General features: G+C 46.0%; 12 protein-coding genes. 4 read left to right on the top strand and 8 right to left on the bottom strand.

Annotated features, from left to right (window positions below; genetic code table 11):
• Position 1: 1 nt before the first annotated feature.
• The 5 genes from choW to betI form a co-directional block, all read right to left on the bottom strand.
• Positions 2-844, bottom strand: a complete 843-nt coding sequence (gene choW, locus ACLIIY_RS23495; protein ID WP_005425967.1) for a choline ABC transporter permease subunit — start codon at positions 842-844, stop codon at positions 2-4.
• Between the two features lie 62 nt (positions 845-906).
• A complete protein-coding gene (locus ACLIIY_RS23490) occupies positions 907-1845 on the bottom strand; it encodes a choline ABC transporter substrate-binding protein (protein WP_434528600.1) in 939 nt (312 codons plus the stop codon).
• Between the two features lie 29 nt (positions 1846-1874).
• Positions 1875-3575 carry a choline dehydrogenase gene (gene betA, locus ACLIIY_RS23485; protein ID WP_434528599.1) on the bottom strand — a complete coding sequence of 567 codons (1701 nt, stop codon included), beginning with the start codon at positions 3573-3575 and terminating at the stop codon, positions 1875-1877.
• A gap of 19 nt (positions 3576-3594) precedes the next feature.
• Entirely contained in the window at positions 3595-5055 is a 1461-nt protein-coding gene (gene betB / locus ACLIIY_RS23480) for a betaine-aldehyde dehydrogenase (RefSeq protein ID WP_434528598.1), read from the bottom strand.
• A 16-nt stretch (positions 5056-5071) separates the two neighbouring features.
• Complete coding sequence (betI, locus tag ACLIIY_RS23475; protein WP_009700210.1) at positions 5072-5671, bottom strand: transcriptional regulator BetI; 600 nt, start codon at positions 5669-5671, stop codon at positions 5072-5074.
• 546 nt (positions 5672-6217) lie between these two features.
• Between betI and ACLIIY_RS23470 the strand changes: the two genes are divergently transcribed.
• On the top strand, positions 6218-7669 hold the full coding sequence (locus ACLIIY_RS23470; protein ID WP_434528597.1) for a coniferyl aldehyde dehydrogenase: 1452 nt from the start codon (positions 6218-6220) through the stop codon (positions 7667-7669).
• 47 nt (positions 7670-7716) lie between these two features.
• Here the strand turns inward: ACLIIY_RS23470 and ACLIIY_RS23465 are convergent, their stop codons facing one another.
• Together ACLIIY_RS23465 and ACLIIY_RS23460 are read right to left on the bottom strand one after the other, a co-directional pair.
• Positions 7717-8715 (bottom strand): AraC family transcriptional regulator ligand-binding domain-containing protein, encoded by a 999-nt coding sequence (locus tag ACLIIY_RS23465; RefSeq protein ID WP_434528596.1) that lies wholly within the window; start codon positions 8713-8715, stop codon positions 7717-7719.
• 147 nt (positions 8716-8862) lie between these two features.
• Positions 8863-9951 carry a diguanylate cyclase gene (locus tag ACLIIY_RS23460; protein ID WP_434528595.1) on the bottom strand — a complete coding sequence of 363 codons (1089 nt, stop codon included), beginning with the start codon at positions 9949-9951 and terminating at the stop codon, positions 8863-8865.
• A gap of 206 nt (positions 9952-10157) precedes the next feature.
• Between ACLIIY_RS23460 and ACLIIY_RS23455 the strand changes: the two genes are divergently transcribed.
• Positions 10158-10478 carry a hypothetical protein gene (locus tag ACLIIY_RS23455; RefSeq protein ID WP_005435655.1) on the top strand — a complete coding sequence of 107 codons (321 nt, stop codon included), beginning with the start codon at positions 10158-10160 and terminating at the stop codon, positions 10476-10478.
• A 236-nt stretch (positions 10479-10714) separates the two neighbouring features.
• Positions 10715-10876, top strand: coding sequence for a hypothetical protein (locus ACLIIY_RS23450; RefSeq protein WP_009704081.1), 162 nt, complete (start codon positions 10715-10717; stop codon positions 10874-10876).
• Positions 10877-11373: 497 nt separating this feature from the next.
• On the opposite strand, the gene ACLIIY_RS23445 is transcribed toward ACLIIY_RS23450, so the two are convergent.
• Positions 11374-12636: a metal-dependent hydrolase family protein gene (locus tag ACLIIY_RS23445; RefSeq protein ID WP_009704080.1), complete on the bottom strand. Its 1263-nt coding sequence runs from the start codon at positions 12634-12636 to the stop codon at positions 11374-11376.
• 183 nt (positions 12637-12819) lie between these two features.
• Between ACLIIY_RS23445 and ACLIIY_RS23440 the strand changes: the two genes are divergently transcribed.
• The gene (locus tag ACLIIY_RS23440; RefSeq protein WP_434528594.1) at positions 12820-13956 is read left to right on the top strand and encodes an LEM-3-like GIY-YIG domain-containing protein; all 1137 of its coding nucleotides are present in this window, start codon (positions 12820-12822) and stop codon (positions 13954-13956) included.
• The last annotated feature ends 11 nt before the right edge of the window (positions 13957-13967 follow it).

Below are 13967 nucleotides of genomic sequence, written 5' to 3'. Positions count from 1 at the left end.
GTTATGCCTCCTTTTGGTTTGGTGCTTTGCACAAACGGTCGAGAATAATCGCGACCAAAACAATCGCTAAACCGGCTTCAAAGCCTTGAGAAATGTTCACGGTGTTCAGTGCTCGTACGACTGGTTTACCCAGACCATCGGCACCTACTAGTGCGGCTATCACCACCATAGAAAGTGACAACATGATGCATTGGGTCACACCCGCCATAATGCTTGGCAATGCGGCTGGGAGTTCGACTTTGAATAGTAACTTCATGCGACTGGCACCAAAGGCTTTACCCGCTTCAATCAGCTCTTCTGGCACTTTGGTGATGCCAAGGTAAGTCAGACGAATTGGCGCGGCAATAGCAAAGATAATGGTGGAAATCAGCCCCGGAACGATGCCTAAACCAAACAGAACTAATGTTGGGATCAGGTACACAAACGTTGGTACGGTCTGCATTAAATCGAGTATCGGGCGCAATAAGGTATACAACCAAGGGCGATGCGCCGCCATGATGCCAAGCGGCACGCCAATTAATACGGAAATCGTTGTCGCAGCGAAGACGAGAACAAAGGTTTCCAGCATTTCTTGCCAGTAGCCGAGGTTAAGAATAGTCAGTAGCGCCAGCACGATAAACACAACTAAAGGAATGCTGCGGTGTAGGAACCACGCAATCGCTGCGGTCATGATGATAGGTGCTGCCGGTGGCATCCATTTGAAAATATCCACCACGAATAGAATGATGGTTTCAAGAAAAATAGAGATAGCATCAAAGAAACCCGACGCGTTCATGGTTAACCAATCCACGCCTGTTTCCATCCATTCGCCCAACGGAAGTTTGTTGTCCGTAATAAAATTCACAATAAAACCTTTGTGTTAATAGGCGGGCATCGCTGCCCACCTTTTCCTAAAGAGAGGAATGATTAAGCGTTTGTTTCTAGGTAAGAAGTAATCGCTTGTTTTGCGTCTTTGCCGTCTAGCGTCTTCACGCCTTCTAGCCACGCTTCAAATTGTTGTGGGTTAGCATTCAACCATTCTTGCGCCGCTTTCGCTGGCTTTTGTTTTTGGTTTAGAATCGCTTCCATCAACTGGTTTTCCATCTCTAGGCTGAACTCTAGGTTCTTAAGCAGTTGACCCACGTTTTGACACTCAGATAGGTAGTCTTGGCGCACGTTGGTGTAAACATTGGCACCACCGTAGTTAGGACCAAAGAAGTCGTCACCGCCAGATAGGTACTCCATCTCAACATTGCTGTTCATTGGGTGTGGAGCCCAACCTAGGTAAACGATCCATTGGTTGCGACGCACTGCACGAGACACCTGAGACACCATGCCCGCTTCGCTTGATTCCACTAGGCTGAAGTCTTTCAAGCCGAATGCATCGCTGTCGATCATATCTTGGATAAGGCGGTTGCCATCGTTACCCGGCTCAATACCGTAGATGCGGTCTTTGAATTTGTCGGCATGTTTTGCCAAGTCAGCAAAGCTTTTCACACCCGCGTCGTACACGTACTTTGGCACGGCTAGGGTGTATTTTGCGCCCTCTAGGTTTGCGCGAACGGTTTCCACTGTGCCAGCTTCACGATATTTGGCGATATCGCCTTCCATGGTTGGCATCCAGTTACCTAGGAACACGTCAATGTCGCCGTTTGCCATTGAAGAGTACGTCACAGGTACAGACAGAAGATCGGTCTTGGTTTTGTAGCCCAAGCCTTTTAGCAGCTCAGAAGTAACAGCAGTAGTTGCAGTAATGTCCGTCCAGCCTACATCGGCAAATCGAACAGTTTCACATTGGTTAGCGTAAGCACCTGTCGCTACTGCACTCAGCGCGATAGATGAAAAGATTTTTGTCATCGTAGACATGTTTAAATTCCTTGTAATGATTACTGACTTTATGAGATTGAGCTTAAGTCTCTTTTCGGCGGACGCATTCTTTGCGTCTCTTGCCAGTTCGGAGCAATCCAAACCGGTGTGTTATTCGATTCTTCGAGTACGTTCCCCAAGATCATGTCTGCGGCACGCTCTGCGACCATGATGGTTGGGGCGTTTAAGTTGCCATTCGGAATCGTTGGGAAGATGGATGAATCCACTACGCGCAAGCCTTCAATGCCGCGCACTTGGCAGGCTTCATTCAGAACTGCCATTGGGTCATCGTCTGCGCCCATTTTGCAGCTACACGATGGGTGGTAAGCACTTTCCACGTTTTGCTTCACCCATTCATCAATCGCTTCGTCACTGGTGATGTTAAGACCCGGTTGAATCTCTTCACCGCGAAACGCATCCATTGCAGGTTGATTGAGGATTTCACGCGTTAAACGAATACAGTCTCGCCAGTCCTGCTTGTCTTGTTCCGTCGAGATGTAGTTGAACTCGATTTTTGGCTTGTCATTTGGGTTGGCAGAAACCACTTCGACACTGCCGCGGCTCTCTGGCTTGTTTGGACCAACATGCACTTGGAAGCCGTGACCATCAAATGCCGCGCGTCCGTCATAACGCATTGCTGCTGGTAGGAAATGATATTGAATGTTTGGCGATTTCAATCCTTCACGAGAACGGATGAACGCACACGATTCAAAGTGGTTGGTTGCGCCCAGACCTTTGCGCGTCAGAATCCACTCCGTACCAATTAAGCCTTTGCTGATCAAACCTAACTTGCTGTTAAGCGTGATCGGCTGTTTGCAGTGATACTGGAAGTACACTTCAAGGTGGTCTTGCAAGTTCTTACCCACACCTTCGAGTGCGTGTTTCACTTCGATGCCCGCTTTTTCAAGCACAGTCTTAGGACCAATACCAGAAAGTTGCAGTAGTTGTACGGAGCCGATTGAACCTGCGCTCGACACAACCTCTTTGTTAGCAAAGCACTGTTTGATTTTGCCAGATTGCTCAAACTCAATGCCGACTGCTTTCTTGCCTTTCAGTAAAATACGGTGAGCCGTTACGCCTTTCATCAAGGTGAAATTACTGCGCTTTTTTGTACGGCTTAAGTAAGCGTTAGAGGTAGAAGCGCGCACGCCTTTATCTACCGTCATGTGCATCGGACCGAAGCCCTCTTGCTGATAACCGTTGTAATCTTGCGTTTCTGGATAGCCCGCATCTTTGCCCGCTTCAATAAACGCTTGGTAAAGTGGATTCAGCTTCATATCATTGCCGTTACACGTCCCTACCGGACCGCTGTCGCCACGGTATTCGTCTACGCCGCCTGTCCACGTTTCCGCTTTACGGAAGTACGGCAGACACGCTTGGTAGTTCCACCCTTTCGCGCCCTCTGCTTCCCATTCGTCAAAGTCACATGCATGACCACGAACATAAACCATGCCGTTGATCGAAGAGCTGCCACCCAACACTTTACCGCGTGGACAATGCAGTTGGCGTCCGTCTAGTCCATCTTCCGCAACAGTTTCGAACTGCCATGCGTACTTTTCGGTGTTCATTGGGTAAGACAGCGCCGTTGGCATTTGAATGAAGATGCTCTTGTCTGAGCCACCCGCTTCCAGCAGTAAGACTTGGTGCTGACCGCTTTCACTCAGGCGATCCGCCAAAACACAGCCTGCCGAGCCAGCACCGACGATGATGTAATCGTAGTGTTGTTGCATTACAAATCCTCCTGACTGATTAGGCGTAAGGGCTATCGAAATCACCCAAATGCACTAACACGCTCTTGGTTTGGGTGTAATGCTTAAGGGTTTCAACGCCGTTTTCACGTCCAACTCCAGAAAGCTTGTAGCCGCCAACTGGCATTTCAGCTGGGGAATCGCCCCACGTATTAATCCAACAAATGCCTGCTTGGATTTGATGAATGACGCGGTGTGCACGAGAGAGGTTTTGCGTGAACACGCCAGCTGCAAGTCCGTAATCGGTGCTGTTAGCGCGTGCAATCACTTCGTCTTCGTCACTGAACTTAAGCACTGACATTACGGGACCAAAGATCTCTTGCTGCACGTGCGGCATGTCGTCTTCGCAATCAATGAAAACCGTTGGCACAACAAAATTGCCGCTCGCCAAGCCATTGTCTGTAACTTTATAGCCACCGGTCAGTAACGTTGCGTTGCTTGCTTTCGCTTGTTCAATTGCGGAAAGGACTTTTGATTCGTGCTCTTTGGAAATTAGCGCGCCAATTTGGGTTTGCTCATCAAGCGGATCGCCAACCACCAGCAGTTCGGTACGTTTCTTAAGTTGAGCGACAAACTCATCATAAATGCCTTCATGCACGAACACGCGAGTACCGTGTGTACAAACCTCACCTTGGGTGTAGAAGTTCGCGACCATTGCAGCAGAAACCGCGTCGTCTAACTTGGCATCATCAAAAATGATCATTGGAGATTTACCGCCAAGTTCCATAGTGACTTGCTTTAGCGTATTGGCACTGTCACCCATCACCACTTTGCCCGTACCGGATTCCCCCGTGAAAGAGACTTTAGCGATGTCTGGATGTGCGGTGAGCATTTGCCCTACTCGGTAATCACCTTGAATGACGTTGAACACGCCATCTGGCAACCCCGCTTCGCTGTAGATTTCTGCTAGTTTGAGTGCGGTTAACGGAGTTTCTTCTGATGGTTTAAAGATCATCGCATTACCCGCAGCAAGCGCAGGGGCAGACTTCCACATCGCGATTTGAATTGGGTAGTTCCATGCACCAATACCCGCACAAACGCCAAGAGGCTCGCGGCGAGTGTAGAAAAACTGTGATTCATTCAGCGGTTGCTGTTCACCATGCATGCTAGGCGCAAGACCTGCGTAGTACTCGATCACATCTGCGCCCGTTGCAATGTCTACGCAATTCGCTTCTTGAATCGGTTTGCCCGTATCCGCGACTTCTAATGCTGCCAGTTCGTCGTTTCTTTCACGAAGTAGCGCCACCGCTTTAAGCAAAATGCGGCTTCGTTCTGTCGCCGTCATTGCAGACCAAATCGCAAAACCACGTTTGGCAGATTCAATCGCTGCTTGCATGTCTTGCTGGTTAGCCTGCTTCACGTTTGCAAGCGGTTCACCATTGGCTGGATTGTATGTGGTGAAGTGTTCTTCTGAGCATCCTAGGTGCATGGCACCATCGATGTAGTGTGCTTTCATATCCATTTGAAGGTTTGACTCTTTATTTTAGTTTTGAGTAGAACGTGAGCTGTTTATCGAGATAGTCGTTGATGATAACGCGCGCTTTCTCGGCATCGATGCCTTGCGGATTGAGCGTTCCGCGCAGCCAAATGCCATCAATCAGTGACGCAATACCATGCGCCACCAGCTCTGCTTGGTCTTGATCCAACAAAGCTTTTAATTCTTTTTTTAGGTGAGAAAGGAGGCGTCGTTCATTCACTCGTTGCAGACGTTTGAGTTGCGCGTCATGCATGGAGTAAGACCAGAATGCCAACCAAGTTTTTGCCACTTGGTTCTCGGCTTGAAAACCCACAAAGTTGCCGTCGATGATGGCGTTAATACGTTGATGATGCGCATCAGCCGGTAGTTGGCTTAGGTTCTCTTTGATGGTGGCAGAAAGCTGGCGCAGGATCTCACGCATGGTCTCTTCTAACAGACCGTGCTTACCACCGAAATAGTGATTAATGATCCCCGTTGATACCCCTGCTTCTTTGCTGATCAACGAGATACTCGCTGCGTGTAAACCAACTCTGTCGATGACCGACATCGTCGCTTTGACTAGCTGCGGTTTTCTGATTTCAGGCATCCCAACCTTGGGCATTTTGCATCCTTGTTATTTTTAATTGAACGGTTAGTTAAATATAAAATGCCTCAAATTTAGTTCTAACTCAAACTAATTATCTAGAAAAAACAACAGAAACAGCCGAATCATTTCGACAACAATCATTATTAAAACTTGAAAAAAGAGAGAATTTATGAAGATTTAACACGTAAAAACAGAAACACAAAAACTTTTAAAATCAATAATTAGAGTATTTATAGCGCAAGTTATAGATGCAAAGACTCATGAAAACCCCGTGCTTATCAAAAGTACAAACAAAGACAAATGCAATGAACTCAAATATTTTCTACACATTTTATTTTTAAGTTTGTTAATTGACCAAGGAATGGCATACCGCTTCATCACATCAAGTTCATTGCACTAGGATGTAAACACCTTGTGGCAGTCAAGATCGTTCAGTTTGATGACATTCTTTGTTTTTGTTGTCCGGTTTGGACAATAAAATGTCCGCTATCAACATGTGAAGTTCACTTTGCTAAAGACATACTGAATTCCATAAACGCAGATACTAATGAGGAGTCAGATATGTCAGCTCAACCACTTTACGACATTGACCAACCAGAAGCGGCGCTTCGTCCAACGTTAGAAACATTGAAAAGTGCTTTCTTAACCATTCCAAATCCAAGCGCTGGCATGCGTATTGAACGTCTTCAAAGACTGCACACGGCTTTGCTAACCTATCAAGACCGTCTCATAGACGCGGTAGATCAAGATTTCAACGGGCGCTCAAGTGCTGAAACCTTGATGATTGAGCTTCTGCCTATTCTTGAAGGGATTCATTACAACAAGAAAAACCTGCGTAAGTGGATGAAACCATCTCGTCGCAAAACGCCTTTAATGTTGTTCGGCGCGAAAACTAAAGTGCATTACCAACCACTCGGTGTTGTTGGGATTGTTGTGCCTTGGAACTTCCCTATTTTCTTAGGTTTATCACCTTTGGCTGGCGCGCTGGCGGCGGGTAATTTGGCAATGATCAAAACTTCTGAATTTGCCCCAAAGACGGGTGAAGTGATGAAGCAAATGATCTCCGAATATTTCACCTCTGACGAGGTTGTCGTGGTCAATGGTGGTGTTGAAGTCGCGACCGAATTCACCAAATTGCCGTTTGACCATATTGTTTTCACTGGCTCAACTCAGGTGGGTAGCATTGTAATGCAGGCGGCAGCACAGAACCTGACTCCTGTGACTCTCGAATTGGGCGGCAAATCTCCTGCCATCATCCACGAAGACTTCCCTATCGAAGAAGCAGCTAAACGCATCGCTTTTGGTAAAGGTCTCAACGCCGGCCAAGTTTGCGTCTCACCCGACTACATTTTAGTGCCAAATGGCAAGGTGGATGAGTTTGCAGAAGCATTCAAAAACGCCATCTCCAAGCATTATCCAACCATGCGTGACAACCCGGATTACACCTCTATTATTACAGAGAGGCAGCGCGATAGATTGGCTGACAACATTGCTGACGCGAAACAAAAAGGCGCAGAAGTGATGGTGATAAACCCAGCAAACGAAGACTTCTCTGGAACTCGAAAACTGCCTATGCATGTGGTTAAGAATGTCACTCACGACATGCGAGTGATGCGTGAAGAGATCTTTGGTCCAATTCTGCCGCTAGTACCTTACGAAACGCTTGATGACGCCATTCAATACGTACAAAGCAAGGATAGACCGCTTGCTCTGTACTACTTCGACTGGGATCAGAGCCGCGTTGAGAAAGTGGTAGAAAACACACATTCAGGTGGCGTGTGTATCAATGAAGTGATGACCCATACCATGGTCGATGATATGCCTTTTGGCGGTGTAGGGCCTTCAGGCATGGGGCACTACCACGGCAAAGAAGGCTTCTTGAACTTCTCGAAAGCGAAATCGATTGTGATCAAAGGTCGCTTTGATGCGAGCCAGTACATCTCTGCACCTTGGGGAAATAAGATGTTCAACTTCTTCACCAACTTCCAGTTGAATCGTCTGAAGAAATTCTAGAACCAAACAGCCCTAATGACGCTAAGAGTCATTAGGGCTATTTGTGTTCAACACGTTTTCTTGATGCTGCCAGGCGAGAAGCCGAACTGCTTTACAAAGGCTCGAATAAAACTGGCTGGCTCGGCATACCCCACTCGCCATGCGACGGTTTCTACGTTCAAACAAGAAGCTTCAAGTAACTGTCGAGCAATGGTCAAACGCGTGTTGGCATACAGTTCTCGATAAGTTGTCCCTTCGTCACTCAAACGTCTCCTTAAGGTTCGCTCTGTCATTGAGAGTTTATCGGCGACCGCACTGAGCGTCTTCTCTTCTGCGATATCTTCGAGAACCACTTCTTTCACTCGCTCGGTCCACTGTTTCTCTTCGTCTTCTCCCTGAGCCACAATGGCATCACACTGTTCCAAACAGAACTTCAAGGTAACTGGATCGCTTTTTGGTAGCGGTTGATTGAGCATAGAATGGGGAATCACCAACGCATGGTGTGATTGCCCGCCTTTAACATGAATACCAAGAACCTGACTAAGTTTGTCGATGTGGCCCGGGTTATCTAGCGTGGTTTTCAGATAAAGGTCTTCCAGTGCGGGCAAAGGTAATGCTTCACGCATAAAGTTAAGCGTAACGGCGGTATGCCTCTCTAAGATGAAAGGCGTTACTCGCTCAGACAAACCAGACATGCCAAAGCTCAGCTCACCACCTTCTTGTGTCTCTTTGAAAGTCAGTTTGGCAATCACCAAAGAGAGCGCGACATAGTCGATTGCTGTGTTGAACGCCGCACGCATCGTCGGACTGGTTAATATCGCAAATCCCCAAATTCCGAACACATTCACATGCATTTGCTGACCTATTTCAGCACCGAGTCCGACTTCACTTGGCGCCTGTTTGACGTAGTTTTCTATCACCGCGACTTCTTGCGGCATGGTGAGTTTTAGATCGTCTTTGACTAGGTCTTGCTCTGTCAGCCCTGTGCCCGCTAAGCATTCCTCTAAAGGAATACCTCGCTTCTGTGCGGCATCACAAATCAATCGTACGCTGGTTATCGATCTCATAAGTGTCTCTGTAGGTGAACAAGGCTTACGAGTTTGAATTTTAATGCAATCATGCACTTATGCATAAACCATAACTTCCTGATTCAGGTATTTCCTTTTAAGCGAGAGTACTGATAGAAGTATAGAGCGTCAATGCTGAGAAGATAGTCAAAGCACATTGCATTGGTGTGAGTTATGTTTCTCGCTCAGTTCAGCCTTGGCACTTTCTTGTTGTATCGATTCATCTTCCGAGCTACACACTCGGTTTCGACCCAATGTTTTAGCGCGATAAAGCGCTTTGTCTGCTTGGCGATAGCTTTGCTCTACAGAACGGTTGATCGTCGTAATTCCGCCACTGATCGTAATACCCAATACACTTTTCGATTGAATAATTTCTTTAAGACGATAAATCGCTTCAAATGCATTGCGAGTATTAGTCTCTGGCATGATGATGGCAAACTCCTCACCGCCAACACGTGCAACAATGTCTGTCTCTCGGCACTGTGCTTTCATCAAGTTCCCGAGGTCTTTGATCACCTCATCCCCGACATCATGGCCGTGTTTATCATTAATCTGCTTGAAGTGGTCTATATCGATAATGGCCAGTGCGGTATTAGACACCGCGTAACGATCAGCAATACTCGCATGACGCGCCAACTCCTTGTCGAAACGACGGCGATTCCAACAGCCCGTTAGTGGATCTTTTTCGGCAAGGTTCTTCAGTTTATTCTCCAACCGCACTCGATGGCTGATGTCTCGGAAACTAAGCACATAACGGTCGCTCATTCCCATCCCCATTTTATAATGAGTAATGTGCGTATCTAGCGTTAAATGGTCACCAAAACGGTTGGTCACTTTGATTTCACCTTTCCAGTTGGCTTTCGCGCCTAACTTGGTCATCGCTTTGTTTAAACAATTGAAGCCATACTGTTGCAGGTTTTCACCATTCAGTTGTTCGCGTGTATAACCTGTCAGCTTAGAAAAACTCTTGTTCGCAAAATCGACTCGTAAATCTTGGTCGAGAATGACGACACCAATTACCGAGTGTGCGGCAATACTTGCGATCTTTTCGTCAATGCGTTCACTTTCTAAGTGGTAGTTGCGCACTACCATCAATAAACCGATAACGAACAGCAACAATGCCTGCCAACTGTAGTCATGTGTGAGTGTGTAAATCCCCCAGCCAGTCAGCGTCAATAGATAAACAAACGGAAGTAACTTGCGCTTGGTATCGTTAGTAAATTTTCTCGCATTCATAATGCGTGCTCCGAATAATTCGATGAGCAAAGGTTATTAAATTCAGGTTGTTAAGATTTACCACTTTACGCCACCCCCTGATCACTGACATGCCGCTGACAAACCATCGTCGCTATTTGTTTCGTCGTAAATGTCGCTTAATGGCAATTTTTTAACGTCGTTGCCCTTTATCTTATTCATCAACTCGATTGAATTAGGAAAGAGAAATGAAAGCACGTAATGCCCTTTTGATTTTACTTACAAGCACTATTGGTTTTAACGCTTATGCGATTACCGACGCCAGCAAGATTGGCGCAAATGCAGGAGCGATGAGTTACTGTTACGATCGTGTCGCCTCTGGTAAAGATAAATCGAAATACCGTTTATTGAAGCTGAAAACAATGGAAGAGTATCAAGACCTAGACAGCGGTGATCGAGCGAGAGCCCTAGTGATGAAGAAAGCCGCTGAAGATGGAGAATATCTTGGCGATCCACTGGATAAATCACGATGCAATAGCTTAAGAAAGATGTTGTTTGTGAAATACTAATCGAACCAGATTCCTTAAAAGCCATCACTTTCTAGTGGTGGCTTTTTTGTATCTGTAATCCACTCATTACAAATTCACCCCAGCTATTTATAACCACTCCAATCGATATTACTTTTTTATCTTTACGTGCGAAGTGGCGCCAAATGGTAAGTCCCCATTTACGCTTATTTCTACTATACCGCTACAGGGTATGCATTGAGCGACAGGAGTCCCCACTTAAAAAATGAGAGACCAACATGACTTACGCAGAGTTCAAACAAACTGATCTACACACTTGCCTAACCGTTGCTGGTGAGCTGATGCTGACCATTGGTAAAGTTGCCTTCAAGACCATAAAAATTTTATTCAAAGCCTTTGCTTGGTTGGCAATCAAAACTTACCGCTATGTGATGAAGTAAGCTGATTCAAACTCACGCTGCTATATTGCTTTTAACTAGAACCGCGCCTTTCAAGGTGCGGTTTTTTATATGTCCTATCCCCAAGTTCAATTCCCTATCGCGCCCTTCTTTCTCCTCGCTCCTTTTTGGCACTTGGCGCTCAGAACAAAGCAAACCAATGCTAGTTATGAACCAATTAAGAAGATAAAAGACACCTCTTGTTTGCTCCTATGCTGAGTTATTCAACGCGCTGTAGTTAAGCTCGTAGGGAGCTAGGTCAATGAAAAATTCAATGCTAGAAACGTTCTGAGGCACTCTGGATAGGCAATTTAAAATGACTAACAAGGAGCTTTAAGAATCAACGTGAGGTGATCTTGTGACGATATTGGCAGGAAGGTTTAACGGCTTTAGAGCTAGGTTAAGGTTGCGTCTAAAAACCGTTCACAGGTTGAGCTTCACTTTTCTAAATACGCAAAAAAGGCGCTCAGTGAGCGCCTTTGATTGGGATGTGTAATGACTTATAGCGTGTTCTTGTACACGACACCGTCTTTCATGATCAACTTCTGTGTCTCTGTGTTTGCCACACATTCCACACCTTCTAGAGGGTTGCCATCGACGATCAACAAGTCAGCGTAAGCACCTTCCACGATTTGACCTAATTTGCCTTCTTGGTATGGGTGTTGGTAAGTCGACATTTCGAACAAACGACCACAGTTTGACGTTGCCATACGAAGTGCCGTGATGGTATCGAACGTTTTCTCAATCGCTCCCAATTCATTTAGCTGTGTTGCGTGAACATTTGTCTCGCCAACGCAGTCTGTACCAAACGCGAGGTTTTGAATATCGTACTTCTTGATTAGCTCAGCAGACTTAAACATCGCTTTACCCACTCGCTCGGTTTTGCGGTAAGTCTCCTCATTCGGTAGAGGGATTTTACGCTCAGCGATCAAAGAGGATGTAAAGTATGAAGGGATTACCCAAATACCTTTTTCTTTAATCGTCTGAGCGATGTCGTCATCCATAATCGTTGCGTGTTCGAACGACATCACGCCTGCCTCAGCAGCTCTGCGCATCGCATCTGGCGTATGAATGTGCGCCGCGACATAAGTACCGTAGTCGCTCGCTGCTTCTACCGCTGCTTTCATCTCATCAAGCGTGTATTGCAGCGTATCAAGTGGGTCAAAGGTAGAAGACGCACCACCACCAGCCATGATTTTGATTTGTGACGCGCCCTTAAATAGCTGTTCACGAACGGCTCTTAATACTTCTGCACGACCATCTGCCACTTTCATCGCGCCTAGCTTCATCATTGGCGAATCTTCGTGGCCATTCGCTAAACGCTCTTGAGCTTGGTTTTGGCGATAGTCTGCATGACCACTCGTTTGCGAGATGGCTGCCATTGAAGGCAAAATTCGCGGACCTTTTGCGTAACCGTTATCGATGCTGTTTTTCAAACCTAGTGTGTTACCCGCGACATCACGAATGGTCGTGAAACCGCGCATCAACATCTCTTCTGAGATTTTCGCTGATCGAATCGCGACTTCTTCACGTGTCATAGTATCAATCACATTAAATGGTGCTGACAGCGTGATGTGTACGTGCGCATCAATCAGACCTGGCATCACCGTTTTGCCTTCTGCATCGATGATTTGCTCAGCATTCGAGTCATCCACTTTCCCGATTTGTGTGATCAAGTTGTTTTCAATCAGAAGGTCCACGTTCTTCAGAAGTTGCTCATCCACACCGTTAAACACGTTTGCATTTTTAATTACGATACTCATGGTTTCTATCTCCGAGTCAGTTGTCTCAATACAGGTGCATCATATCGAGTGACTCGGAAATAGAATTGCCATTTCGCGACAGTCAAATCATTCAAGACTTAAGTAAGTTTTCGTGATAGATTCCGTCGCCATTTAAATATGCATGACCAATCTTATTAACCTATTGTGCGGATAATCCCCGTTATGTTTTCTCAATCTGTCATTGAACAACTGAAATACTATGTCTACTTCTTACGAGACCCGCGTGACGGCAAGGTGTTCTACGTTGGTAAAGGCAAAGGTAATCGAATCTTTAACCATGCAGAATGTGCATTAGAAAGTGAAAGCTCAAGCGACAAACTTGACACTATACGAAGCATTTTAAGTGCAGGCTACAAAGTAGAGCACTATGTCTTAAGGCATGGATTAGAAGAAGCAGCAGCATTTGAAGTCGAAGCCGCTTTAATCGATTTTATAGGCTTAACCAACCTGTCTAATTCGCAAGGTGGTCACTACTCTAGCGATTTTGGCATTAAAACTACTGATGAGATTATCGCTATGTATAGTGCTGCGCCACTAGACACTTCGTTGCCTATCGTACTGATAAACATCAATAGAAAATACTATCGTGAAATTACACAAGAAGAACTCTATGACGCAACCCGAGAAGCTTGGGTCATTGGCAGCAAGCGTGATAAAGCAACTTACGCAGTCGCTACCTATCGTGGTTTAACTCGCGAAGTTTACAAAATTCAGTCTTGGTATCCTGTCGATATTGAAGGAAAAGAACGTTGGGGTTTTATTGGTGAGTTAGCGAGTGACGCCGTTCGAGAACAGCTTCGCTACAAAGCCATTTCTTCTTACTTCCCACAAGGCGCGGCAAACCCAATTAAATACCTAAACTGTGATGCACCTTTATCTGCTGTTGGAACGATGCCGTCACAAAAAGTTGTACAAGGTCCTATTGATTCAGCGGACAAAAACTTGAATCTCATTGTTCATATTCAGAAAGGCAAAGAAATACATGGTTATGAATGGGGAACACGCCAAGCATGGAAGTGCGGGGAAAAAGCGCATCGGGTAAAACGTGTAATCGGTGTCGTGAAAGGTAAAATCGCTTGTATCGTAGACGACGTCAGCGCCGAGATATCAACGCCGACGTCCAATCCGAAACACAACGCAGGTTGTGAAGGCCGTTATGTGTTCGTTGGTGGTAAATGCGTTAGTGAAAAAGATCTTTGCGTTGGAATGCACGGAACGCTGATGTTTAAAAAGATATCAGGGCTTGGCCAAGGTCATCGTTATCTAACCGATGAAGAGTTATTTTCCCGCATTGATTAATGAATTAAGAG

The sequence above is a fragment of the Vibrio sp. K4 genome (assembly GCF_051122595.1).
Taxonomy (GTDB): Bacteria; Pseudomonadota; Gammaproteobacteria; order Enterobacterales; family Vibrionaceae; genus Vibrio; species Vibrio owensii.
This window is presented reverse-complemented; position numbering and strand designations above follow the sequence as displayed.